Origin of the sequence: Mesorhizobium sp. UC74_2, from assembly GCF_042701485.1 — a bacterium.
Taxonomy (GTDB): domain Bacteria; phylum Pseudomonadota; class Alphaproteobacteria; order Rhizobiales; family Rhizobiaceae; genus Mesorhizobium.
The window spans coordinates 432,034-455,751 of record NZ_CP170562.1 but is presented as its reverse complement, the minus strand read 5'-3'; the positions used below and the strand labels follow the sequence as shown (position 1 = coordinate 455,751).

Sequence of the window (23,718 nt, the reverse complement as noted above, 5' to 3'; positions counted from 1 at the left end):
GACACATGAACATCCCGGCACGACCTGGCCTCGGCGGTCTCAGCCAGTTCTTCCATGGCGGCGTTGCCAAGACCGATCCGGCCGTCAGCGCCGCCATGGCACGGGAGCTCGGCAGGCAGCGTGACGAGATCGAACTGATCGCCTCGGAAAACATTGTCTCCAGGGCAGTCCTCGAAGCGCAAGGTTCGGTGCTGACCAACAAATACGCCGAAGGCTATCCCGGACGCCGCTACTATGGCGGCTGCCGGTATGTCGACGAAATCGAGGAACTGGCACGCGAGCGTGCCCGGCAATTGTTCGGTTGCACCTTCGTCAACGTGCAGCCACACTCCGGCAGCCAGGCCAACCAGTCGGTGTTCATGGCGCTTATGCAGCCGGGCGAGACCTTCATGGGATTGAACCTGGCGGCAGGCGGCCACCTCACCCATGGCTCGCCCGTCAACCAGTCCGGCAAATGGTTCAACGTCGTTTCTTATGGTGTGCGCCAGCAGGACCAGCGCATCGACCTCGACGAGGTGCGCGACCTTGCCCGCCAGCACCGGCCGAAAGTGCTTCTGGCTGGCGGCTCGGCCTATCCGCGCTTTATCGATTTCAAGGCGTTTCGCGAGATCGCCGACGAGGTCGGCGCGAAGCTGTTCGTCGACATGGCGCATTTCGCCGGCCTGGTCGCCGGTGGTGTGCATCCCAATCCGCTCGAACATGCCCATGTTGTGACGACCACCACGCACAAGACATTGCGCGGACCGCGCGGCGGCATGGTGCTGTCGAACGACGACGAGATCGGCAAGAAGATCAACTCTACCGTCTTCCCGGGGTTGCAGGGCGGGCCGCTGATGCATGTCATCGCCGCCAAGGCCGTGGCCTTCGGCGAAGCGCTGACGCCCGAATTCAGAACCTATGCCGCCCGCGTTGTCGAGAACGCCAAGGTGCTCGCCGAAACGCTTGCCTCCGGCGGCGTCGACATCGTCTCCGGCGGTACCGACACCCATCTGATGCTGGTCGATCTCAGGCGCAAAGGCCTTACCGGAAAGGCAGTCGAAGCCGCCCTCGGACGTGCTCACATAACCTGCAACAAGAATGGTATCCCGTTCGACCCTCAGGGGCCGGCGATCACCTCCGGCGTTCGGCTCGGTACTCCAGCCTGTACGACGCGCGGCTTCCGTACCGAGGAGTTTCGCCTTGTCGGTCGGCTGACCATGGAGGTGGTCGACGGGCTTTCCGCAAATGGCGAGGACGCCAACAGCCGGATCGAGAATGAGGTGCGAGAGGAAGTCGAGGCTTTGGTGCGCCGCTTCCCGATCTACGACTAATTCAGGTCGCGCTGGAGCCTGTGTGAAGCCGATGACCGCAGTATGGAAAGTTCAGCATCCGGGTTGGGAGACCGATGTCACGCCCATGACGGGAGAGAAGAAATTCAGGGTCCTGATCGCGGAACGCAATCCGCTGGTCGTCGCCGCACTCGGTGACATGATCCACCGCGACAGCCGCTTCGACATGGTCGGCTCCGTGCAGGCAGGCGAAGCATTTCTCGAAGCAGTCTCCCAGGGAGAACCCGGCTTCGATCTTGCCGTGCTTGGCTGGAAACTTGCCGACATGGACGGAAGCGGCGTGCTCTCCGAATTGCAGCGCCGCAACCTGCATGCCCGCGTCGTCATCTTCTCCAACGACCACGACATCGCCATCCTCAAGCAATGCGTGCGTCTCGGTGTGCAGGGCTTCTGCTATCAGTTCGATGATCCCGCCATCCTGTTCGACACGCTGATCGCGGTCGCCCACGGACGCATCTGCATTCCCTATGTCGATGTTTCGCGCATCAACGATACACCGCTGTCGCGGCTCACGCCGCGAGAGCGCGAATTGCTGGCGGTGCTGGCCGATGGCTGGACCAACCTGCAGATCGCCACGCGCACCGGCATCTCGGAGAACACGGTGAAATATCACCTCAAGAATCTCTACGACAAGCTGGACGTGCGCAACCGTGCCATGGCGGTGGCGCTGTTTGCCAGCGAGCGCAACAGAGGCCCGCATCTGGGTCCGCAATAGGCCCCAACCGATCCTGTCAACGCCTTCCCGACGATTGCAAGCACTGCCTTTCGCAGCGCAGCAGCGAACTGATGCGGCGCAACATGCGCTTTTCCTTGACAGTTTGTCGCAGTTTCTAAATATTCCCCTTGGGCAAATAGTTTTCTGCAAAATCAACAACGATGCCCCGCAGTCGCGCAGCCTCATGGGAGGGGAACATGGATGCGACATCTGGCCAGCACGCTGGCTCGACTACCCTTGACGAAAGAATAGACCGGATGCACGGGCGCGACCGCCTTGGCGCGATAGCGTTCGTGGCAGCCATCTGGCTGACCATCCTGTTCGCCCTTTTCACCGTCTGGCCCTACATCGAAGTGCCTGGAATCCGCGTGATCCTGGCGGTCGCCGCAATCCTCGTTCTCGGCCTGAACACCGCCGCCATCGTTGCGATGCTGCGCCACTACAGCGACGACAAGCACTTCATCTACGGGCTCGACCTGAAGCATCTCGACGAGATGCGCAGACGCCGGACTTGAGGGGACACCTATGGCCTACAAACCTCCGAAACAGAGCCTTGCAGGGCAGATCTTCGACGTCTTCGTGCTTCTCGTCCTGACGGTCGGTGCACTCTACATCCCGCTCTATATGGGACTGGCGGGAGCGGCCAAGACGCCGCAGCCGATCGCCAACCCGACCTGGGAAGCGCTCGGCCAGAACGCCACCGAGCAGCAGCAATGGGCAGCGCTCGGCATCACCGACCCTGCCGCCGCGAGCGACATCATCACCGCCCGCTTCGACTATTCCTTCAGCTGGGTCGCATTGATCGTCATGGCCGTCTTTGTCATCGGCTATTTCGTCATGGTCGTGCGCCTGTCCGACAAGGAATATCGCGAAGTCATCGAAGAACGCTTCGGCCCGAAACGATAGGAGCGCGCGATGGATATCTGGAACATCCTCGAATACGCCGCCTGGGCTCTATCCGCCCTGTTCGGCGCCTTGATGCTGATCGACCTGATCAAAATCGACACCACCTACGACAACGACCTGCTGACCTCTTCGCGTGAAGGCGAGATCGAGGCCACGGCCGAGCGTCACACGATCTAGGGAAAACGGCGATGGCAAATGTGACTTCGACAGCCGCGCCCGAGCGGCTCCAGCTTCTGCGCGTTCTTGGCCCGGCCCATGTCTGGGCGCTGGGCGTCGGCATCGTGCTGGTCGGCGAATATATGGGCTGGAACTTCTCGGTCGGCAAAGGCGGCATGATCGCCGGTCTCGTCGCCTGCTGGGTGGCCGGCCTGCTCTATACCTGCGTCGCCATGATCGATTCCGAGGTGACCTCCACGGTCGCCGCGGCCGGCGGTCAATACGCCCAGGCCAAGCACATTGTCGGGCCGTTGATGGCCTTCAATGTCGGCCTCTTCCTCGTCATGGCCTACACCATGCTGGAGGCCGCCAACGCTATCACCGTCGGCTTCCTGCTCGACACGGTCGCCGGCATGCTCGGCCATTCCGGCCTCAACCAGAAGCCCTTCATCATCCTTGCCGTCATGTTCCTGCGCCTGGCTGAACTACCGCGGCGTGCTGGCAACGCTGACCTTCAACCTTGTCATCACGGCGATCGCTTTCGTATCGATCATCGTGCTGTTCTTCTCCGTGCAGTTCGGCGGTTCCGCCGTGCCACTCGACTTCTCCGCCATCACCAGCGACCCGTTGCCCTATGGCTGGGTCGGCATCGTTGCAGCCCTGCATTTCGGGCTCTGGTACTACCTCGGCATCGAAGGCACCTGCCAGGCGGCCGAAGAAGTGCGCTCGCCTGCCCGCTCGCTGCCTTACGGCACGATGGCCGGCATCATGACGCTGCTGATTGCCGCCACCCTGACCTGGTATGTCTGCTCGGGCCTGATCCCATGGGAATATCTCGGCCAGGCCGGCACGCCGCTGTTCGATGCCGCCCGTGTCACCGGTTCCACCGGCTTGATGATGCTGCTCTTCGTCGGCACCACCTTCGCCACGCTGGCTTCGGCCAATGGCTGCATCAACGATGCCTCGCGCGCCTGGTTCTCGATGGGCCGCGATCGCTATCTGCCAAGCTGGTTTGGCGCCGTGCACCCGACCTACCGCACGCCATACCGGTCGATTGTCTTCCTGGTGCCGATCGCACTCATCTTCGCGCTCGGCGCTCCGCTCGACCAGGTGGTGACTTTCTCGATCCTGTCCGGACTGCTCGGCTACACCTTCATGACCTTCAACATGGTGATGTTCCGTAAGAAATGGCCGCTGGAAACGATCAAGCGCGGCTATGTGCATCCGTTCCACCCGATCCCGGCACTGCTGCTCCTGGTGCTTTGCGCCACCGCCTATGTCGCGGTCTTCCTCGGCTACGGCACGCAGCTCATCGCCATGATGTGCTTCTACATCATCGCCTCGTTGTGGTTCCATTTCTGGCGCTATCGCTTCGTCAAGCGTGGCGACCAGTTCACCATGCCCTGGCCACGCCCGAACGGCTATTGAGACAAGGACGCCGCGTGCCGGCCAGACCGGTGCGCGGCGTTGGGTCATCATGATGATCACCAACCTCGCCCTTGCCCTCTTTGCCGCAGTTGCCGTTGCGGCCCTGGCGGCGGTCGCCATACGTGACCAGCGCAAGTTGGCCGAACAGCGCCGCAGCCTTCTCGATGCCGTGGCCGGCATTCTCGAGAACAGCCGGATCCGCCTGGCAGGTGATGGATTCCCCACGCTCGACGGAAATCTCTCGGATGGCCGGAGACTTCGCGTCGAGCTGGTCGCCGATACGCTCGTCTGCCGCCGGCTGCCGCAACTCTGGCTGAAGCTCACGCTGACCGAACATTCACCCCAGAACCGGCCTTCGATCGGTGCGCTGTCGCGGCCGACCGGTGCCGAATTCTACTCGCTGGTCCACGATCTGCCGGATTGGCTGCCGCCACCGCAGACGGATACGTCGATGCTGATGCGCGGCGATGGCACCGCCACGGTGACCGAGATCGAGCGAAGCGGCTCCATCTTTTCGGCACTGTTCCGCAATCCCGCCGTCAAGGAAGCCGTCATCACGGCGAAAGGTGTGCGTCTCATCCGGCAGGCGGCCGAAGGCGATCGAGGCGCGCACCTGTTGCTGCGCCAGGTCCGTTTTCCCGTCGAGGCAATTTCTCCCGATCTCCTGCGCACTGCCATTGCCGAAGCACGGTTGCTGTCGGAAGCCCTTGCGGACACCAATGCGAAAACGAGAACTCCGGAACCCATGGAAGCTGGAGAATGATCAAGCGGATCAACCCCTATATGGTTCTGGCTTTGGCGATCGTCTTGCCCGGCGCCGGCCACGTCGCCATTCGAGAGGCACCGCGCGGGCTCGTGTTCGCATTCTTCGTACTGTTCTTTTCGGTGCTGACCTACATGACGACGACGCCTGACCAATCTTTCATCGGACGCCACGCCGGCGGCCTGTTTGTCTGGGCGCTTTCCATTCCCGACGCCTATCGCCGGGCACGCATGAGATCTGCGATGGCCGATCGAATTGCGGGAACATCTGCCAACCGATAGAGCAACGGAATTACCGATCGAAAAGGCCGGCTGCGATACCGCAGCCGGCCTTTTCTTTCATTGTGCTGCACGGCTGGCCATGCAGGCGAAGGTATCGATCGGCCAACTCACTCCGCGGCGACAGGCGAAGCGCTGCGCAGATAGGATTCCAGGGAATCGTCGAGAGCGTCCTTCCATGGCGTATGATGCGCCGGCGCCATCGTGCCGGTGATGACCGAGCGGTAGGAATGGTTGCGGAATTCCATGATGCCGTGCTTCTTGTGTTCCTTCCACTCGAAGAAGGCCTGGTTGGCGCCGTCGACGTCGAAGCTCGGGTAATCGGTTTCCGCGATCAGTTCCTTGACGTAGTCGCCCTGGTATTCGATCGCATCGTGAGCATCCTTGCCGGCATCTTCGCGCGCCACGCGGTCCTCGACGTCGGCAATCATCTCCTGCTTGCCCGAAGGCAGCTTGATGCGGCCAAGGATGACGTCACGTGTCCACCAGGCTTGAGCATCGAACATGTTGAAGGTGAACCACTGGTCCTGCATGCCGATGTAGAACAGCGCCGGATTGTGGATATAGGCCACGCCCTTGTAGAGATCGGCGGTCGCCAGCCGATTGGCGGTCCTCAGGCGCAGGTCGTCGGGCAGGAACGGGAAGTGGTGCTTGTAGCCGGTGCACAGGATGATCGTATCGATGCGCTTGGTCGATCCGTCCTTGAAGGTGACCGTGTTGATATCGACCTTTTCCAGCAGCGGCTTCTCTTCCCAGTTGTCCGGCCAGTCGAAGCCCATCGGCGCCGTGCGGTAGCAGTTGGTGATCGACTTGGCGCCGTATTTCCAGCACTGTGAGCCGATGTCTTCAGCCGAATAGCTGGTGCCGACGATCAGGATGTCCTTGCCGGTGAATTCGCGGGCGTCACGAAAATCGTGGGCATGCAGGATGCGGCCGTTGAAGCGATCGAAGCCTGGAAATTCGGGGACATTCGGCGTCGAGAAGTGGCCCGAGGCGACGATGACATTGTCGAATTCCTCGGAATAGCAATGGTCTTTCGGCAGATCCTGCACGGTAACAGTGAATTTCCTGGTCTCTTCGTTCCACGTGACCAGGCGCACGACCGTCTCGAAGCGGATCCATTTGCGAACCCCGGCCTTCTTCACCCGGCCCTGGATATAGTCGAAGAGCACGGCGCGCGGCGGATAGGAGGCGATCTGCTTGCCGAAATGTTCCTCGAAGGAATAGTCGGCGAACTCCAGCCCCTCCTTGGGGCCGTTCGACCACAGGTAGCGGTACATCGAACCATGGACAGGCTCGCCATATTGGTCGAGGCCGGTTCGCCAGGTGTAGTTCCACAAACCACCCCAGTTGGCCTGCTTCTCGAAGCAGACAATTTCCGGAATGTCGGCGCCTTTCTCTGCGGCGGATTGAAATGCTCTCAGCTGTGCGAGGCCCGATGGGCCGGCTCCAATCACGGCGACGCGCGCTTTCATACGGAAACACCTCCCAGTTCATTTCCATAGCGAAAAAATTTTCACTGGGATGATAATAACGCGATTTCACCCCTGTCAATAAGCTTCATGCTGAACGACGCCGGCAAAGCTTGCCGCGCCTGGCTTCCGTGGCCAGGAGTGGACGAAAGGAGGAGACCCCAAATCCCGTGGATCGCCCGCGCCGTCGAAAACCGAGACTTGCGTGGAAGGAGGAAACAGGTATTCTCTACATTGAAATTATTTTACACACGGGCAAATTCGTGTGAGGTGGTCATGCAGCAGACAGCCTATCCCACCGTGGTCGCCGGGCCACCCCGGCCGAGCCTGATCTTCCAGCCCGGACTGCTTCTGCCGGGCTTCGAGCGCTATCATGTGCCGGGCGGCAGCGCCATCGTCATCGACATCGAGGTGGGCGACAGGATCACCATCAGCAATGCCGAGGGCGGCCAGCCCTGCGAGTTGCTTGCTTTCGATTCATCCGGCCGCGCCGACACCGGCATCATCGGTGCCAAGAGCAACAGCAACGCCGCCGGCCTCAAGGTCCTGCTGGTTGGCGGTGATGACCGCCTGCGTGGCTTGCGCAACGGGCTGGAACGCCGGAAGCTGCAGCTGGCCAATGCCGAGGCGCTACGCATCTTTTCCAGCGTGACGCCGGCGGGCACCGAGGAAAGCTTCACCGCGACACGCGACGGCTCGCTTGTCATCGCGGCGCCCGGTGGCCCGATGGCCGTGGACGAACATGATACGGCAACGCCGCTGGTTGTGATGGTGCGGCGCGCGACGATCCGCAGCAAGCGGAAGTCTGAGCTGCCCGATCCGCTCGCCGACCCGGTGCTCGATCTCCGGGTGAAGTCGCGCACGGCGGAAGCCTACTTCGTCAAGGCCGGCGACTACATCCAGATCATCGACGTCGACGGCCGCCAGTGCACCGACTTCCAGTGCTTCTCGGCACGCAAGCTCGACAAGGGTCGCGACCTCGCGCTCGACGTCACCGCAACGCGCTCGCTGATGGGCCATGCCTATCCGATGCCGGGTCTGCATGCGAAATACTTCGACCAGGATTTCGAACCGCTGGTCGAGGTCGTGCAGGATACCTGCGGCCGCCATGATGCCTTCGCACTGGCCTGCTATGCCAAATATTACGACGACATCGGCTATCCGGGTCACATCAACTGCTCGGAGAACTTCAACGGCGCCTTGGCTCCGCATGGCGTGACGGCCCGCGGCGGCTGGATGGCAGTGAACTTCTTCTTCAACACCGGGATCGACGCGCACGGCGTCATGTTCTCCGACGAGCCGTGGTCGCGGCCGGGCGACTATGTGCTGCTGCGTGCACTGACCGACATCGTCTGCGTGTCTTCCGCCTGTCCGGACGACACCACGCCGGCCAATGGCTGGAACCTCACCGACATCCATGTCCGGACCTATTCCGGACAGCACAAATTCTCCCGTGCGATTGCCAGACGAGTGACCCCGGACGCAGAGCCAAAGATGACCCGCGAAACCGCCTTCCATTCCAGCTTCGCCAAGCACACCCGCAATTTCATCGAATACAAGGGTTATTGGCTCGCCAATTCCTTCGCCAAGGAAGGTCCCTTGCAGGAATATCGGGCCTGCCGCGAAAAGGCCGTGGTGATGGACCTTTCCGCACTGCGCAAGTTCGAGGTCACCGGCCCGGATTCCGAAGCGCTGCTGCAATACACGCTCACCCGTGACGTGAAGAAACTCGGCATCGGCCAGGTCGTCTATACCGCCATGTGCTACGAACACGGCGGCATGATCGACGACGGCACCTTGTTGCGGCTCGGCAAGGACAATTTCCGCTGGATCGGCGGCGATGACTATTCCGGCCAATGGCTGCGCGACAAAGCCGAGGAACTTGGCCTGAAGGTTCTGGTCCGTTCCTCGACCGACCAGATGCACAACATCGCCGTGCAGGGGCCGAAGAGCCGCGACATCCTCAAGGAGATTGTCTGGACCCCACCGCACCAGCCGGCGCTGGCCGAGGTCGAATGGTTCCGCTTCACCATCGGCCGTATCGGTGATTCCCAAGGCGTGCCGATCGTCGTCTCGCGCACGGGCTACACCGGTGAACTCGGATACGAGATCTGGTGCCATCCGCGCGATGCCGAGAAGGTTTTCGACGCGGTCTGGGAGGCCGGCCAGCCGCACGGGCTGGTGCCGATGGGCATGGCGGCGCTCGACATGGTGCGCATCGAGGCAGGCCTGATTTTTGCTGGCTATGAATTCTCCGACCAGACCGACCCGTTCGAGGCCGGCATTGCGTTCACGGTGCCGCTGAAGTCGAAGACAGACGACTTCATCGGCCGCGAAGCTCTGATCCGACGCAAGGAGAACCCGATCCACAAGCTCGTCGGCCTGGAAATCGACAGCAATGTCGATGTCGGCCATGGCGACTGCGTCCATATCGGCCGGGCACAGATCGGCGTGATCACCTCCTCCATGCGCTCGCCGATCCTCGGCAAGAACATCGCTCTGGCAAGGGTGGACGTCACGCATTCCGAGGTCGGAACCGAAGTCGAGATCGGCAAGCTCGACGGCCACCAGAAGCGCCTTCCTGCCCGCGTCGTTCCTTTTGCCCACTACGACCCGCAGAAGACCAGACCACGCTCCTAGAGCGCCGCGCGTCCTTTTGGACGCGCAAAGGTCGCTCTAGCACTTTGGCGCATGACCCTTTCCGAAAATCGATTCCGATTTTCGGGGTCATGCGCTGAGGTCGTTTCCAGGCGGATCGTTTCACTCCCTGGGCGATCCGCTTTTTTTCTTTCCGGCGGCGCGGACCGCCCTGTTTCCAGACATCGTTTTCATGGTCGAAAGGCGGACAATTTCCGCCGAAACACGCCTTGCCTGCCTTTTCCTTATGTGCAAATATCTTTCCCAAGATGCAAGGATCGATGTTTGACATTCATCCCCCGGGCGTCACGAAAGCTGACACGAGACGATGAGGCAGCCGTGCCGAAAGTTTTGCATGACCTTCACCAGGGCCACGCCCCGATCACCCTCCACCAGGCCTTCCAGGACGCCATGGATGCGATCGAGGGAGACGGTGGCACACAAGAGCCTGCGGTATTCGTCGAAGGCTGCACGATCCCGGTGACCGCCGTCTTCGGCGCCATGCTGGAATGCACGGACCTCATGCCTTTTCGCATTCGCGAATCCGTCAATGTCGTGCTTTCCGCGGCGCGTGAAGGCGCGCTGGTCGACAGTGGTGACATCTACGCGCGTGGCGCGCGGCTGATGCTTTCTTATTGCCGTCAGCGGTTCGGACATATCCCCTCGCCCGGCTGTCTCGATACCGGCGATCTCCCCCAGCTCGCATCGAATTGACAGAGGATTTTCCATGAGCACGATCATCGACGGCAAGGCTGTCGCCGAAGAACTGGTCGCCGGCATCAAGACGGCGACGCAGGAGCTGATGGCAAGAACCGGAACACAGCCAGGCATCGCGGTCGTCATCGTCGGCGAAGATCCTGCCAGTCAGGTCTACGTTGCCTCCAAGGGAAGGAAAGCCAAGGAGTGTGGCTTCCACTCGGTCCAGCACACGCTGCCCGACAACACATCCGAAGAAGAGCTCGTCGCGCTGATCGAACGGCTTAATGCCGACGACACCATTCATGGCATCCTCGTGCAGTTGCCGCTGCCGAAACAGATCGATGCCGGCCGCATCATCCAGACTATCTCCCCGGACAAGGACGTCGACGGTTTCCATTTCATCAATGTCGGCAAGCTCGGTGCCGGCGAACTGGAAACCGCCTTTGTGCCTTGCACGCCCGCCGGATCGATGCTGCTGATCGAGCGTTCGCTTGGCCGCGACCTTTCCGGCCTCAATGCGGTTGTGGTCGGCCGTTCCAACATCGTCGGCAAGCCGATAGCCAACCTGCTGCTCGCCGCCAACGCCACCGTGACCGTCGCGCATTCGAAGACGAAGAACCTGCCCGACCTCTGCCGTACCGCTGACATCCTGGTCGCAGCTGTAGGTCGCCCGGAAATGGTCAAGGGCGACTGGGTCAAACCCGGTGCAATCGTCATCGATGTCGGCATCAACCGGCTGCCCGCCGGCGAAAACGGCAAGGCACGCCTGGTGGGCGACGTCGCCTATGACGAGGTCTTGCCTGCCGCCGGCGCCATCACCCCTGTGCCGGGTGGCGTTGGACCGATGACGATCGCGCTTCTCATGTCGAACACGCTGACATCGGCCAGCCGTGCCGCTGGTAGCCGGGCTTAGGTCGAGACCAACCCGCCCGCGACGCAGGATTTTGACAAAAGCCCGACGCTGGAGTTCGGGAAGCTGGAACAGACAGAGACAAGGGAGGAGAGCCCTCATGGCCGATTACAAGAGTGACATCGAGATCGCGCGCGGCGCGAAGAAGCAGGCGATCCAGGCGATCGGCGAGAAGATCGGCATTCCGAGCGAGCATTTGTTACCCTACGGCCATGACAAGGCGAAGGTCTCGGCCGAGTTCATCAAGTCGGTCAAAGGCAACAAGGACGGCAAGCTGATCCTGGTCACCGCCATCAACCCGACACCGGCCGGCGAAGGCAAGACCACCACCACGGTCGGCCTGGGCGATGGCCTGAACCGCATCGGCAAGAAGGCGGTGGTCTGTATTCGCGAGGCTTCGCTCGGACCCAATTTCGGCGTCAAGGGTGGTGCCGCCGGCGGCGGTTACGCCCAGGTCGTGCCGATGGAAGACATGAACCTGCACTTCACCGGCGACTTCCACGCCATCACCACCGCCCACAACCTTCTCTCCGCCCTCATCGACAACCACATCTACTGGGGCAATGAACTGGGCATCGACATCCGTCGTGTCGCCTGGCGCCGGGTCATGGATATGAACGACCGGGCGCTGCGCCAGATCATCGTCTCATTGGGTGGTGTCGCCAACGGTTTTCCACGCGAGGCCGGCTTCGACATCACCGTTGCCTCCGAAGTCATGGCCATCCTGTGCCTGGCCACCGACCTGAAGGATCTGGAAAAGCGCCTCGGCGACATCATCGTCGCCTATCGCCGCGACAAGACCCCGGTCTATGCCCGTGATCTCAAGGCCGATGGCGCCATGGCGGTGCTGCTCAAGGATGCCATCCAGCCCAACCTCGTGCAGACGCTGGAGAACAACCCGGCCTTCGTGCATGGCGGTCCCTTCGCCAACATCGCCCATGGCTGCAACTCGGTGGTTGCCACCACCACCGCCTTGAAGCTTGCCGACTATGTGGTCACCGAGGCAGGCTTCGGCGCCGATCTCGGTGCCGAGAAGTTCTTCGACATCAAATGCCGCAAGGCAGGCCTGAAGCCTGCCGCCGCCGTCATCGTCGCCACCGTGCGTGCCATGAAGATGAATGGCGGGGTCAAGAAGGAAGACCTTGGCCAGGAGAACATCGAGGCGGTGAAGAAGGGCTGCGCCAATCTTGGCCGCCACATCGAGAACGTGAAGCAGTTCGGCGTGCCGGCGGTGGTGGCCATCAACCACTTCGTCTCCGACACCGATGCCGAGATCCAGGCGATGAAGGAGTTCGTGGCGGCGCAAGGGGCCGAGGCGATCCTGTGCAAGCACTGGGCGCAGGGCTCTGCCGGTATCGAGGAGCTTGCCCACAAGGTGGTGGAGATCGCCGAGAGCGGCGCCTCGCAGTTCTCGCCGCTTTATCCCGACGACATGCCGCTGTTCGAGAAGATCAACACCATCGTCAAGCGCATCTACCGCGGTGACGAGGCGATTGCCGACAAGTCGATCCGCGACCAGCTGCACCAGTGGGAACAGGCCGGCTACGGCAACCTGCCGGTATGCATGGCCAAGACGCAGTATTCCTTCTCGACGGATCCGAACCTGCGTGGTGCTCCGACCGGCCACACGGTTCCGGTGCGCGAGGTTCGCCTGGCTGCCGGTGCCGGCTTCGTCGTCATCATCTGCGGCGAGGTCATGACCATGCCCGGCCTGCCCTCCAAGCCATCCTCGGAGAAGATCTTCCTCAACGACCAGGGACAGATCGAGGGACTGTTCTGACGGGAAAGGCAGTAGGGCGGTAAGGCATTAGGGCAGTATCAGCCCAAACCTCACTGCCCTACTGCCTGTTCAAGGAGCTTCGGCCAGATGATTTCGCCGGAGAAACTCTCACTCTACGAAGCCATCGGCGGCGATGATGGCCTGGAGCGGCTGGTCCAGGCTTTCTACGACATCATCGAGCAGGACGAGGATGCGCAGGAACTGCACTTGCTCCACCGTCGCGGCCACGGAGTCGCCCATTCCCGCATCGAACAGTTCGACTACCTCTCCGGCTTTCTCGGTGGCCCGCAACACTATGTGCGAAGGCACGGTCATTCGCGGCTGCGCGAGATTCACGAGCACGTCCCGATCGGTCCCGAGATGCGCGACCTCTGGCTCAAATGCATGACCAAGGCTGTTGCCGCTGCTGCCATCGCCGAACCGACAGCCAGCCAGCTCATGCAGCATCTGGTGCGGGCAGCAGAGATCGCCCGCAACCAGAACTAGATATTCGGTGCCGACGTCATGCAACGATCATCGACATGCATCTCCACTTACGAACACGTTTCGATGCTGATACGCTTTGCCGATGCAAGCAGGCCGGCTCCTAACCGTTGAAGAGTTTAAGGCGTGCTTCGCCGAACCAATGCGAAATGTAACGGAAAACGCTGAGCCGGTGCTCGACATCTGGCCTTACGTTGACAACCTCGACCTTGACGCTCTGCGCTTACCCAGCCTCAATGACGTGCATTATGTTTATCGAGACGCTCAAGAGCGCTTCGATCAGGTTCTGATTGGCACCGGACGCTTCAATACGCTGTTGGTCGTCGTTGTGGATCGACGCCTGAAAGCCGTGCTGGGCCATCACTTGCTGGATCTGAACGAAATATATGGCAGCGACGGCGGTCATCTCAGGCTTGTACGCTAGCTACCTCACCATTCCGAATGTGTAGGTACAAGCCCAGCTCTCAACCGGAAATCGCGGCGCGCGCCTGCTCTTCCAGCCACGCCACCATCTTGCGGTACGGCACCGGACCATGGCTGATGCGGGCGACACCGAGTTCCGCCAGTTTCTGGCGCGGAGGCACATGCGCCAGCGCGATGATGTTGACCGGCAGCGCAACCGCCTTGCACAGCTTTTCGATCAGCGCGGGGTCGCCGAGACCGGGCGCGAAGAAACCGTGCGCGCCGGCCTTCTCATAGGCTGCAGCGCGTGCAATCGCCTGTTCGACCAGTGCTTCGCTGTGCTCTTCAGGCTTGGCTTTCAGGAAGATGTCGGTGCGGGCATTGATGAAGGCCGGCACGCCGCCTGCCTTGACCGCGTCCACGGCCGCCTTGATCCGGTCGACCTGCACTGCGATCTCGTAAAGGCCACCCCCACCGACGATCTGGTCCTCGAAATTGAAACCGACCGCGCCGGCCTCGATTGCCTGCGTCACGGTGGCCGCAACCGTCGCTGGCGCCGGCCCATAGCCGCTTTCGAGATCCATCGTTGCCGGCAATTCCACCGAGGCGGCTATGCGACGGAAATTGTCCAGCGCCACCGCCAGCGGAATCTTCTCGCCGTCCGGATAGCCGAACGCTGCAGCAACCGGCCAGCTGCCGGTCGCCAGAGCCTTGGCGCCAGCCTTCACGACAGCCTGGGCGCTGCCGGGTCCCAGACGTTGAAAAGCACCACGGGGTCGCCCTTGACATGAAGGGCATGGAAAGCACGCGCGCGTTCGATCTGGTCGCTCATGGATCTACCTTGTGCAGGATGTCGGACTGCGGCGACCCTAACGCGCACCTCGCAGCCACGCCATGGCACAGATCGACAATGCTGACATGTCCAACCGTCTACGGCGGCGAGACCGCCACGGATCAGGACAACGGCACACGGGAAGCTTGTATGCCGTATTCAGCCGCGGCATCGGCAAGCGTGTGCCAGAGGCTGTCGGCGAAACTGGTGAAGACGAGCAGGCTGTAGACCGGACTGCCGTCGGCAGCGTCGGATTCACGCCAGAGATTGACCCCGGTGTGGTCGATCGAGGTGGCAGCGGCCGCTCCGACCAGAAACACGGCGTCATGCAGATCGATCGACGATACCTTGGCGAGTGCATCGCGCACCCTGGCGCCCGACAATCGGATCAGGCAGCGCCCGCCGGACTGATCGCTGAGAGATGCCATCCCGTCGAAGACAGCCGCCAGCGGCGGAACAGGATCGGGCACGTTTCCGGCACTCAACACAAAGAACTGATCCGGACCGGTCCATATCAGCGTAACGCCCTTGCCGGCGACAGCTCCAGGTTTTTCCGGTGGCAACACCCCCCAGACCCTCTTGGCTGCCTTCGCCACGTTGGCGACCTGGCCACGTCGCGCCATCACCTGCACCAGGCTGAAGCCACCGATCTCCGCCATGGCGATACCGGCATCGCCGGAGGCCAGGCCGATGCGCCCCGGCGCAAACGCCTTGCGCAGCGTTGACTGCGCCTCCCAGGAATACTTAGCCACGCTGGCGCCCTCCCTCCGGATCGTAGAAGACCGGACTGGTGATCTCGACTTCCATGTCCTCGCCCCGCAACGGATCGTAGGCCCGCACGATCTCGCCATGGCGCTCGCGTCCACGCTCGACCAGTGCCAGCGCGATCCAGTGGCCGAGCATCGGCGAATAGCAGACCGAAGTGAGGTAGCCCTGGTCCGTATCGGGACCGGGAGCCGCGCCCTTCGGGATGACATGCGCGCCCGAACGCAGCCTGCTGGCCTTGTTGACCGGCTTGATGCCGACCACCACCTGCCGGTCCGGCGCGATCAGCGCCTCGCGCCCGGCCATGGCGCGGCCGACATAGTCCTTTTTCTTCGACATCATCTTGCCGAGGCCGAGATCATCGGCCGTCGTGGTGCCGCTGAGCTCGGGGCCGGCGACATGGCCCTTTTCAATGCGCATCACGCCGAGCGCTTCCGTGCCGTAGGGCGTCACCCCGAATTCGGCGCCTGCCCGCATGAGGTTTTCGGCCATGGCCTCGCCATAGCGCGCCGGCACGCCGATCTCGAACGCCATCTCGCCCGAGAACGAGATGCGGTAGAGCCTGGCCCGCATGCCGCCGCGCAGCGACACCTCACGCACGCCCATGAAGGGGAAACCTTCATTGGAGAGATCTTCCGCCGGGTCGCACAGGTTCTTCAGAAGATCGCGCGTGTTGGGGCCGGCGATCGAGAATTGCGCCCACTGGTCGGTGACCGAGGTCAACTGCACGTCGAGTTCGGGCCACAGCACCTGCCGGCAATATTCGAGATGCTGCATGGCCGGCCCGGCCTTGGCGGTCGTGGTGGTGAGGAAATAATGATCCTCGGCCAAACGCGACGTCGTGCCGTCGTCATAGACCAGCCCGTCCTCGCGCAGCATCAGCCCGTAGCGGGCCTTGCCGACGGCAAGATTGGAGAAGGTGTTGATGTAGAGGCGGTCGAGGAAGGTGCCGGCGTCCGGACCACGCACATCGACCTTGCCGAGCGTCGAGACATCGCAGAAGCCGACGCCGTTGCGCACGGCCCGCACCTCACGCGTCACCGATTCCAGCCAGTCCTTCTCGCCGGCGATCGGGTACCATTGCGCGCGCTTCCACAGGCCGGTGTCGACGAACACCGCGCCCCGGGCAGCAGCCCAGTGATGTGACGGCGTCAGGCGCCATGCGTGGAAATTTTCGTCACGGTGGTGTCCGGCCAGGGCCCCGATCGCCACCGGCGCATAAGGCGGCCGGTAGATCGTGGTGCCGGTATCGGCGATGTCGCGCCCCGTCGCCTCGGCCATCAAGGCAAGGCCGTTGACGTTGGACAACTTGCCCTGATCTGTCGCCATGCCCAGCGTGGTGTAGCGTTTCAGGTGCTCGACACTCTCGAACCCTTCACGCTGCGCGAGCTTCACATCGGAAGCGGTCACGTCGTGCTGAAAGTCGACAAAGGCCTTGCCGCCGTCGACATGCCACAGCGGCTTGATGGCAAAACCTTCGTCGTCGCCCTGCGCAACAGTGCCGGCCTTGCCCTTGGCGCCGCAGTCTTTCGCGGCAGCAGCACCGGCCGCATGGCCTTCACGCAGACAGGCGGCGAGCGAGAAGTCTCCTCCTGCCGCTCCCACCATGACCATGCCCGGCGGACATTGGCCGGGCACAAAGGCCGCGATGTCATCGCGCCAGACCGGCCTGCCGCGCTGGAACGACGACAGCGCCACATTGGGGTTCCAGCCACCCGACATGGCCAGGCAATCTGCCTCGATCTGCTGTGTCCGGCCGCTGGCGTCGCGCACGACGATGCTGCGCACACCGTCGACGCCACCATTCACCGCGCTCACGACACCACCGAGCTGCCGCAGATTGAGCCCGCGATAGCCTGCGGGAACCACGCCGCGACTGTCGATCACCGCAGCGACGGACGCTCCGGCGCGCTGCACGGCCTCGGCCGTGCGCCAGCCGTCGTCATTGTTGGTGAACAGCGCGACCTGCCGGCCAGGCATCGCCGCGAAACGGTTGATGTAGCTGCGCACGGCGGACGCCATCATCACGCCCGGCCTGTCGTTGCCGGGGAAGACGAGCGGACGCTCGATAGCACCGGCCGCAACGACGGCGCGCCTGGCAACGATGCGCCAGAGCCGCTGGCGCGGCTGGTGTGCAGGCGGCACGGCGACGTGATCATTGACACGCTCGAGCGCGCCATAGGTGCCGCCGTCATAGACACCGAAGACGGCGGTGCGAGCCATGATGCGGACGTTCGCCAGACCTGCAATTTCGTGCAGTGCACCTGCCAGCCATTCCGCCACCGGCTTGCCATCGATCTCGCCGTTCTCGGAGAGCAGCCGTCCGCCGAGACGACTATCCTCGTCCGCCAGGATAACGCGCGCGCCAGCGCGGCCGGCGGCGAGTGCGGCGGCGAGACCGGCCGGGCCACTGCCGACCACCAGCACGTCGCAGTGCGCCCAGGCTTTCTCGTAGTGATCCGGGTCGGCTTCGCCCGACGCCTTGCCAAGGCCGGCAGCGCGCCGGATGGCCGGCTCGTAGAGCTTTTCCCAAAGTTTCGCCGGCCACATGAAGGTCTTGTAGTAGAAGCCGGCGACAAAGATCGGCGAGAACAGCGAGTTCACCGCCATGACGTCGTGGCGCAGCGAAGGCCAGCGGTTCTGGCTCTCCGCCGCGAGCCCGTCGTAGAGCTCGGCGGTCGTCGCACGCGTGTTGGGCTCGCGCCTTGCACCACTGCGCAGTTCGACCAGCGCGTTCGGTTCTTCCGCGCCGGCGGTCAGGATACCGCGCGGGCGATGATATTTGAACGAGCGGCCCACCAGCCTGACGCCGTTGGCCACCAGTGCCGAAGCCAGCGTATCGCCGGCGAAACCGACCATCTTCTTGCCGTCGAAGGTGAAGCCGAGCGGCTGCTTGCGATCGATCTGGCCACCGCTCGACAGGCGGTGAGATTGCGTGCCTGCGGAGACAAAACGCGGCGGCCGTGAATCGGCTGAGGCCTTATCATTGAAGGCGAGCGGGGCTGCATCGCCGGAAATCTGGCTGGTCCTGCTCATGATGTCGTGCCTGCCTTGGCCGGCTTCTGCGCACCGGCGCCCGGTGCCGCGCGGACGGCCTTGATTTCATGTGTTGTCGTGCTGCGGGTGACGGTCAGCCAGGAACGGCAGCCGCCACCATGATACCAGCGTTCGTCCATGTCGCCGGCGACATTGTCGCGCAGATAGACGTAGTCGAAGAACAGGTCCTGCGCGTCCGGCTGTTCGGCCCCGTCAGCTGCGAAAGCCGTCGGCCGCTTCGGTGCCGCGTCGCCGAGATAGGTGAACTCGCCGAGCTCGCGTTCTCCGCAGAATGGGCATGCTATGCGCATGGCGCCTTACTCGCTTTCAATGCAGGTTGGGTTGGGCGCCCTGGCCCTTCTCATCGATCATCGCGCCGCGCCGGAAACGGTCGAGCCGGAAGCGTTTCGCTTCCTCGTGCGGCTCGTCGCGGGCGAGCAGATGGGCAAAGACCAGGCCGGAGGCCGGTGTCGCCTTGAAGCCGCCGTAGCACCAGCCGGCATTGAGATAGAGCCCGTCGATCGGCGTCCTGTCGATGATCGGCGTGCCGTCCATCGACATGTCCATGATGCCGCCCCACTGGCGCAGCAGGCGCACGCGTCCGATCATCGGCATCAGTGCCATGCCGCCTTCGCAGACGTCCTCCATCACCGGCATGTTGCCGCGCTGGGCATAGGAGTTGTAGCCGTCGAGATCGCCGCCAAAGACAAGCCCGCCCTTGTCGGATTGGCTGACGTAGAAATGGCCGGCACCGAAGGTAATGACGCCGGGGATGAGCGGCTTGATCGCCTCGGACACGAAAGCCTGCAGCACATGGCTTTCGATCGGCAGGCGCATGCCGGCCATCGCCGCGACGCGCGAGGTGCTGCCGGCCACCGCCATGCCGACCTTGCCGGCTCCGATCGTGCCGCGCGCCGTTTCGACGCCAGTGATCCTGCCGTTCTGGTCGCGTGCAAAGCCGGTCACTTCGCAGTTCTGGATGATATCGACACCGAAGGAGTCGGCGGCACGCGCATAGCCCCACACGACCGCATCATGGCGAGCCGTACCGGCTCGTGGCTGCCACAGGCCGCCCATCACCGGGAAGCGGGCGTTGTTGTAGTTCAGGAACGGCAGCACCTTGCGGATCTGCTCAGCATCGAGCAGTTCGGCGTCGATGCCGTTGATGCGCATGACGTTGCCGCGCCGGGCGAAGGCATCGCGCTGCGCATCGGAATGATAGAGGTTGATGATGCCGCGCTGGCTCACCATGGTGTTGTAGTTGAGGTCCTGCTCCTGCCGCTCCCACAGCTTCATCGACAGCTCGTAGAAACCGGTGTTGCCCGGCAGCATGTAGTTGGAGCGGATGATGGTGGTGTTGCGCCCGGCGTTGCCGGAGCCGATCCAGCCCTTCTCCAGCACCGCGACGTTGCGGATGCCGTATTCCTTTGCGAGGTAATAAGCGGTGGCCAGTCCATGACCGCCGCCGCCGATGATCACCACGTCATAGTGTCTCTTCGGCTGGGGATCGCGCCAGGCCCGCGTCCAGCCCTTGTGGCCCGAAAGCGCCGCCTTGGCGAGCGAGAAGATCGAGTACCGCATTTCAGTCTGTTCTGGCCTCTATCCTGGAGCGTTTCCGTTTTTGCGGAAACGCCCGGAATTGCTCTGGCGGCTACACGTCGAGCGTGTGGTCGCGCTCCCACTGGGTGAAATGCGAGGCATAGGAATTCCACTCCTGCTGCTTCAGCCGGATGAAGGCAGCCGAGAACTCCTCGCCCATCGCCGCTTTCAGCGACGTGTCCTTGTCATACTCGCGCAGTGCATCGAGCAGGTTGAGCGGCAGCTTGGCACCGTGGGTCACGGTGTGGCCGTCCTTGTACATGTCGATGTCGCTGCGCGGGCCCGGATCGGCCTTGCTCTTCATGCCGTCGAGGCCGGCCGCGATGATCACCGCCTGCATCAGATAGGGATTGGCGGCGCCATCCGGCAGGCGAAGCTCGAAGCGGCCCGGCCCCGGCACACGCACCATGTGCGTGCGGTTGTTGCCGGTCCAGGTCACGGTGTTCGGCGCCCAGGTTGCACCCGAGATCGTGCGTGGCGCATTGATGCGCTTGTAAGAATTGACGGTCGGGTTGCAGATCGCGGCCAGCGCCGAGGCATGTTTCATGATGCCGCCGAGGAAGTGGCGACCCTGCTCGGAAAGCCCGAGCTCCATGTTCTTGTCGGCGAAGGCGTTGGTCTTGCCACCGAGATCCCAGACCGAGATATGCGCATGACAGCCGTTGCCGGTCAGGCCCTGGAAAGGCTTCGGCATGAAGGTAGCGCGCAGGCCATGCTTCTCGGCGATCGACTTGACCATGAACTTGAAGAAGGAGTGCTTGTCGGCTGTCGCCAGCACATCGTCATACGCCCAGTTCATCTCGAACTGGCCGTTCGCGTCCTCATGGTCGTTCTGGTAGGGCTCCCAGTTCAGCGACAGCATCGCATCGCAGATTTCGGCGATCACGTCGTAGCGGCGCATGACGGCCTGCTGGTCGTAGCAGGACTTGGCGGCGGTATCGTGCTCGTCGGAAATCTGCTTGCCATCGGGCGTCGTCAGGAAAAACTCGGGCTCGACGCCGGTCTTCACACGGATGCCGAATTCGGCGGCTTCCGAAACCGGGCGCTTCAGCGTGTTGCGCGGCGCCTGCGCCACGCTCTTGCCTTCCATCAGACAGTCCGAAGCCAACCAGGCGACCTCCGGCTTCCATGGCAGCTGGATGACTGAATCCGGATCCGGCACCGCCAGCATGTCCGGATGCGCCGGTGTCAGGTCCAGCCAAGTGGCAAAGCCGGCAAAGCCGGCTCCATCCTTCTGCATGTCCGAAATCGCCTGTGCCGGCACCAGCTTGGCACGCTGGCCGCCGAACAGGTCGGTGTAGGAGATCATGAAATATTTGACGTTACGCGCCCGGGCGAAATCCTTCAGCTCTGCGGTAACTGCCGTGCCGGCCTCGAAATTGGTTCCCATTGTTTTTCCCCTGGGTTGTTCTTCTTCTTGTTGTTTTGATTGAATGAAGAGATCGCCTAGAAGCTGCCCTTTCCAGGTATCCAGCCGGTGCCGGCAAGCGGAACGCCAGCCATGGCCGCGGATTCGATTGTCAGGGCGCAGAGGTCCTCCGGTTCCAGGTTGTGCACGTGATTTTTGCCGCAGGCACGAGCGATCGTCTGTGCTTCCAGCGTCATCACTTTGAGATAATTCGCCAGACGCCGGCCGGCGGCGATCGGATCGACGCGTTTCATCAGCTCGGGGTCCTGGGTGGTGATGCCGGCCGGATCCTTGCCCTCGTGCCAGTCGTCATAGGCACCAGCCGTCGTACCAAGTTTCTGATACTCGTCTTCCCAGCGTGGGTCGTTGTCGCCGAGGGCGATCAGCGCGGCCGTACCGATCGACACCGCATCGGCGCCCAGCGCCAGCGCCTTGGCGACGTCAGCACCATTGCGGATACCGCCGGAGACGATGAGCTGCACCTTACGATGCATGCCGAGATCCTGCAGCGCCTTCACCGCTGGCCGAATACAGGCGAGAGTCGGCTGACCGACATGCTCGATGAACACTTCCTGCGTTGCGGCGGTACCGCCCTGCATGCCGTCGAGCACCACCACATCGGCCCCTGCCTTCACGGCAAGAGCCGTGTCGTAGTAAGGCCGCGCGCCGCCGACCTTGACGTAGATCGGCTTCTCCCAGTCGGTGATTTCACGCAGTTCGAGGATCTTGATCTCGAGATCGTCCGGGCCAGTCCAGTCGGGATGACGGCAGGCCGAGCGCTGGTCGATGCCCTTGGGCAGCGTGCGCATCTCGGCGACGCGATCGGAGATCTTCTGGCCGAGCAGCATGCCACCGCCGCCTGGCTTGGCGCCCTGGCCGACAACGATCTCGATTGCATCGGCACGGCGCAGGTCACGCGGATTCATGCCATAGCGTGACGGCAGATACTGATAGACGAGCGTCTGGGAGTGGCCGCGCTCTTCCTCCGTCATGCCACCGTCGCCGGTGGTAGTCGAGGTGCCGGCAATCGTCGCGCCGCGGCCGAGAGCTTCCTTGGCCGGCCCCGACAACGAGCCGAAGCTCATGCCGGCAATGGTGATCGGGATTTTCAACTGGATCGGCTTTTTCGCGTGACGGGCGCCGAGGGTGACGCTGGTATCACAACGCTCGCGGTAGCCTTCCAACGGATAGCGCGAGATCGAGGCGCCGAGGAACAGCAGGTCGTCGAAATGCGGCAACTTGCGTTTCGCGCCGGAGCCGCGGATGTCGTAGATCCCGGTCGCCGCGGCGCGGCGGATTTCCGACATCGTGTAGTCATCGAACGTTGCCGACCGGCGAGGCGTCGTCGGAGGATTGTGATAGGTCATTTAGGCATCCCCTCAGTACGCGTCGGCGTTGTCGATATTGAAGTTGTAGAGCGTACGGGCCGACCCGTAGCGTGTGAACTCTTCCGGCTTGACGTCGGTGATGCCGGCGCGGTCGAGCAGCTCCTTGAGCTTGGCGATATGCTCCGGCCGCATTTCCTTCTGGATGCAGTCGGCGCCGAGGCTTTTCACCGTGCCACGCACGAACAGGCGCGCTTCGTAGATGGAGTCGCCCAGCGCATCGCCGGCGTCTCCCAGCACCACGAGATTGCCCGATTGCGCCATGAAGGCCGACATATGTCCGACATTGCCGCGTACGACGATGTCGATGCCCTTCATCGAGATGCCGCAACGCGACGAGGCATTGCCCTCGATGACCAGCAGGCCACCACGTCCAGTCGCGCCGGCATACTGACTGGCGTCGCCCTTCACGGTGATCTGGCCTGACATCATGTTTTCGCCAACGCCCGGCCCAGCTGAACCATGCACGGTGATGCTGGCCTTGTCGTTCATGCCGCCGCAGTAGTAACCGACGCTACCACGCACCTCGACGGCAATGGGCTGCGCAACGCCGGCAGCCACAGCGTGGCTGCCCTTCGGGTTGATCACTTCCCAGCTTGGTTCGTCGGCCGCGTCCGTCACCTGATGCAGAGCGAGGTTGAGTTCGCGCAGCGGTGCCGCATCGAGATCAAAGACGCGTGGCACATAATTGACTTCGCGCTGAGGCGACTTGGCGAGAGTGGTCACGTTCATCGGC

General features: G+C 62.7%; 21 protein-coding genes and 2 pseudogenes. 14 read left to right on the top strand and 9 right to left on the bottom strand.

All coding sequences use genetic code 11. From position 1 onward, the window contains the following. Nucleotides 1-5 precede the first annotated feature (5 nt). The 8 genes and pseudogenes from glyA (at nt 6) to ACFJIU_RS02225 (ending at nt 5,577) form a co-directional block, all read left to right on the top strand. Nucleotides 6-1,310, top strand: a complete 1,305-nt coding sequence (gene glyA, locus ACFJIU_RS02260) for a serine hydroxymethyltransferase (protein ID WP_379067118.1) — start codon at nt 6-8, stop codon at nt 1,308-1,310. Nucleotides 1,311-1,395: 85 nt separating this feature from the next. Then, complete coding sequence (locus ACFJIU_RS02255) at nt 1,396-2,043, top strand: LuxR C-terminal-related transcriptional regulator (RefSeq protein ID WP_379072915.1); 648 nt, start codon at nt 1,396-1,398, stop codon at nt 2,041-2,043. A 197-nt stretch (nt 2,044-2,240) separates the two neighbouring features. Then, complete coding sequence (locus ACFJIU_RS02250; protein WP_379067116.1) at nt 2,241-2,558, top strand: hypothetical protein; 318 nt, start codon at nt 2,241-2,243, stop codon at nt 2,556-2,558. A gap of 10 nt (nt 2,559-2,568) precedes the next feature. Further along, the gene (locus tag ACFJIU_RS02245) at nt 2,569-2,949 is read left to right on the top strand and encodes a hypothetical protein (RefSeq protein ID WP_101939711.1); all 381 of its coding nucleotides are present in this window, start codon (nt 2,569-2,571) and stop codon (nt 2,947-2,949) included. A 9-nt stretch (nt 2,950-2,958) separates the two neighbouring features. After that, nucleotides 2,959-3,126, top strand: a complete 168-nt coding sequence (locus ACFJIU_RS02240; protein ID WP_379073285.1) for a hypothetical protein — start codon at nt 2,959-2,961, stop codon at nt 3,124-3,126. 11 nt (nt 3,127-3,137) lie between these two features. After that, a pseudogene (locus ACFJIU_RS02235) lies at nt 3,138-4,533 on the top strand (APC family permease). A gap of 49 nt (nt 4,534-4,582) precedes the next feature. Further along, complete coding sequence (locus tag ACFJIU_RS02230) at nt 4,583-5,296, top strand: hypothetical protein (RefSeq protein ID WP_379067114.1); 714 nt, start codon at nt 4,583-4,585, stop codon at nt 5,294-5,296. Next, nucleotides 5,293-5,577 carry a hypothetical protein gene (locus ACFJIU_RS02225; RefSeq protein WP_379067112.1) on the top strand — a complete coding sequence of 95 codons (285 nt, stop codon included), beginning with the start codon at nt 5,293-5,295 and terminating at the stop codon, nt 5,575-5,577. Before ACFJIU_RS02230 ends, ACFJIU_RS02225 begins: the two co-directional genes overlap by 4 nt. 107 nt (nt 5,578-5,684) lie before the next feature. Here the strand turns inward: ACFJIU_RS02225 and ACFJIU_RS02220 are convergent, their stop codons facing one another. Next, on the bottom strand, nt 5,685-7,049 hold the full coding sequence (locus ACFJIU_RS02220) for an NAD(P)-binding domain-containing protein (RefSeq protein ID WP_379067110.1): 1,365 nt from the start codon (nt 7,047-7,049) through the stop codon (nt 5,685-5,687). 273 nt (nt 7,050-7,322) lie between these two features. Between ACFJIU_RS02220 and ACFJIU_RS02215 the strand changes: the two genes are divergently transcribed. From ACFJIU_RS02215 to ACFJIU_RS02190, 6 genes are all read left to right on the top strand, one after another. After that, nucleotides 7,323-9,686, top strand: coding sequence for a DUF1989 domain-containing protein (locus tag ACFJIU_RS02215; RefSeq protein ID WP_379067108.1), 2,364 nt, complete (start codon nt 7,323-7,325; stop codon nt 9,684-9,686). 336 nt (nt 9,687-10,022) lie between these two features. Continuing rightward, nucleotides 10,023-10,397 carry a hypothetical protein gene (locus ACFJIU_RS02210; RefSeq protein WP_379067106.1) on the top strand — a complete coding sequence of 125 codons (375 nt, stop codon included), beginning with the start codon at nt 10,023-10,025 and terminating at the stop codon, nt 10,395-10,397. Nucleotides 10,398-10,410: 13 nt separating this feature from the next. After that, nucleotides 10,411-11,295, top strand: a complete 885-nt coding sequence (gene folD / locus ACFJIU_RS02205) for a bifunctional methylenetetrahydrofolate dehydrogenase/methenyltetrahydrofolate cyclohydrolase FolD (protein WP_379067104.1) — start codon at nt 10,411-10,413, stop codon at nt 11,293-11,295. Nucleotides 11,296-11,392: 97 nt separating this feature from the next. Further along, nucleotides 11,393-13,072 carry a formate--tetrahydrofolate ligase gene (locus ACFJIU_RS02200; RefSeq protein WP_379067102.1) on the top strand — a complete coding sequence of 560 codons (1,680 nt, stop codon included), beginning with the start codon at nt 11,393-11,395 and terminating at the stop codon, nt 13,070-13,072. Between the two features lie 87 nt (nt 13,073-13,159). Continuing rightward, the gene (locus ACFJIU_RS02195) at nt 13,160-13,558 is read left to right on the top strand and encodes a group II truncated hemoglobin (RefSeq protein WP_379067100.1); all 399 of its coding nucleotides are present in this window, start codon (nt 13,160-13,162) and stop codon (nt 13,556-13,558) included. 169 nt (nt 13,559-13,727) lie between these two features. Then, nucleotides 13,728-13,979 (top strand): hypothetical protein, encoded by a 252-nt coding sequence (locus ACFJIU_RS02190; protein ID WP_379067098.1) that lies wholly within the window; start codon nt 13,728-13,730, stop codon nt 13,977-13,979. Between the two features lie 40 nt (nt 13,980-14,019). Here the strand turns inward: ACFJIU_RS02190 and ACFJIU_RS02185 are convergent. The 8 genes and pseudogenes from ACFJIU_RS02185 to ACFJIU_RS02150 all read right to left on the bottom strand — a co-directional run bounded on the left by ACFJIU_RS02185 (nt 14,020) and on the right by ACFJIU_RS02150 (nt 23,714). Then, nucleotides 14,020-14,789 (bottom strand): annotated as a pseudogene (locus tag ACFJIU_RS02185) (isocitrate lyase/phosphoenolpyruvate mutase family protein). Nucleotides 14,790-14,911: 122 nt separating this feature from the next. Then, complete coding sequence (locus ACFJIU_RS02180; RefSeq protein WP_379067096.1) at nt 14,912-15,541, bottom strand: sarcosine oxidase subunit gamma; 630 nt, start codon at nt 15,539-15,541, stop codon at nt 14,912-14,914. Further along, nucleotides 15,534-18,590: a sarcosine oxidase subunit alpha family protein gene (locus ACFJIU_RS02175; protein ID WP_379067094.1), complete on the bottom strand. Its 3,057-nt coding sequence runs from the start codon at nt 18,588-18,590 to the stop codon at nt 15,534-15,536. Before ACFJIU_RS02175 ends, ACFJIU_RS02180 begins: the two co-directional genes overlap by 8 nt. After that, entirely contained in the window at nt 18,587-18,901 is a 315-nt protein-coding gene (locus tag ACFJIU_RS02170) for a sarcosine oxidase subunit delta (RefSeq protein WP_379067092.1), read from the bottom strand. The genes ACFJIU_RS02175 and ACFJIU_RS02170 overlap by 4 nt, the downstream gene beginning before the upstream one ends. Before the next feature lie 16 nt (nt 18,902-18,917). Then, nucleotides 18,918-20,171 (bottom strand): sarcosine oxidase subunit beta family protein, encoded by a 1,254-nt coding sequence (locus tag ACFJIU_RS02165; protein ID WP_379067090.1) that lies wholly within the window; start codon nt 20,169-20,171, stop codon nt 18,918-18,920. A 70-nt stretch (nt 20,172-20,241) separates the two neighbouring features. Then, nucleotides 20,242-21,498, bottom strand: a complete 1,257-nt coding sequence (glnT, locus tag ACFJIU_RS02160; RefSeq protein WP_379072913.1) for a type III glutamate--ammonia ligase — start codon at nt 21,496-21,498, stop codon at nt 20,242-20,244. A 137-nt stretch (nt 21,499-21,635) separates the two neighbouring features. Further along, nucleotides 21,636-22,964: an FMN-binding glutamate synthase family protein gene (locus ACFJIU_RS02155; protein WP_101939695.1), complete on the bottom strand. Its 1,329-nt coding sequence runs from the start codon at nt 22,962-22,964 to the stop codon at nt 21,636-21,638. 12 nt (nt 22,965-22,976) lie between these two features. Then, nucleotides 22,977-23,714: a protein GlxC gene (locus tag ACFJIU_RS02150; protein WP_379067088.1), complete on the bottom strand. Its 738-nt coding sequence runs from the start codon at nt 23,712-23,714 to the stop codon at nt 22,977-22,979. Between the last annotated feature and the right edge of the window lie 4 nt (nt 23,715-23,718).

Excerpts from the sequence above, each read along its gene's own strand:
- ACFJIU_RS02245 (WP_101939711.1), top strand. The coding sequence starts at position 2,569 with ATGGCCTACAAACCTCCGAAACAGAGCCTTGCAGGGCAGATCTTCGAC.
- ACFJIU_RS02225 (WP_379067112.1), top strand. The coding sequence starts at position 5,293 with ATGATCAAGCGGATCAACCCCTATATGGTTCTGGCTTTGGCGATCGTC.
- glnT (WP_379072913.1), bottom strand. The coding sequence starts at position 21,498 with ATGATCTCCTACACCGACCTGTTCGGCGGCCAGCGTGCCAAGCTGGTG.
- ACFJIU_RS02200 (WP_379067102.1), top strand. The coding sequence starts at position 11,393 with ATGGCCGATTACAAGAGTGACATCGAGATCGCGCGCGGCGCGAAGAAG.
- ACFJIU_RS02170 (WP_379067092.1), bottom strand. The coding sequence starts at position 18,901 with ATGCGCATAGCATGCCCATTCTGCGGAGAACGCGAGCTCGGCGAGTTC.
- ACFJIU_RS02155 (WP_101939695.1), bottom strand. The coding sequence starts at position 22,964 with ATGACCTATCACAATCCTCCGACGACGCCTCGCCGGTCGGCAACGTTC.
- ACFJIU_RS02240 (WP_379073285.1), top strand. The coding sequence starts at position 2,959 with ATGGATATCTGGAACATCCTCGAATACGCCGCCTGGGCTCTATCCGCC.
- glyA (WP_379067118.1), top strand. The coding sequence starts at position 6 with ATGAACATCCCGGCACGACCTGGCCTCGGCGGTCTCAGCCAGTTCTTC.
- ACFJIU_RS02250 (WP_379067116.1), top strand. The coding sequence starts at position 2,241 with ATGGATGCGACATCTGGCCAGCACGCTGGCTCGACTACCCTTGACGAA.
- ACFJIU_RS02165 (WP_379067090.1), bottom strand. The coding sequence starts at position 20,171 with ATGCGGTACTCGATCTTCTCGCTCGCCAAGGCGGCGCTTTCGGGCCAC.
- ACFJIU_RS02150 (WP_379067088.1), bottom strand. The coding sequence starts at position 23,714 with ATGAACGTGACCACTCTCGCCAAGTCGCCTCAGCGCGAAGTCAATTAT.
- folD (WP_379067104.1), top strand. The coding sequence starts at position 10,411 with ATGAGCACGATCATCGACGGCAAGGCTGTCGCCGAAGAACTGGTCGCC.
- ACFJIU_RS02215 (WP_379067108.1), top strand. The coding sequence starts at position 7,323 with ATGCAGCAGACAGCCTATCCCACCGTGGTCGCCGGGCCACCCCGGCCG.
- ACFJIU_RS02220 (WP_379067110.1), bottom strand. The coding sequence starts at position 7,049 with ATGAAAGCGCGCGTCGCCGTGATTGGAGCCGGCCCATCGGGCCTCGCA.
- ACFJIU_RS02175 (WP_379067094.1), bottom strand. The coding sequence starts at position 18,590 with ATGAGCAGGACCAGCCAGATTTCCGGCGATGCAGCCCCGCTCGCCTTC.
- ACFJIU_RS02195 (WP_379067100.1), top strand. The coding sequence starts at position 13,160 with ATGATTTCGCCGGAGAAACTCTCACTCTACGAAGCCATCGGCGGCGAT.
- ACFJIU_RS02230 (WP_379067114.1), top strand. The coding sequence starts at position 4,583 with ATGATGATCACCAACCTCGCCCTTGCCCTCTTTGCCGCAGTTGCCGTT.
- ACFJIU_RS02255 (WP_379072915.1), top strand. The coding sequence starts at position 1,396 with ATGACGGGAGAGAAGAAATTCAGGGTCCTGATCGCGGAACGCAATCCG.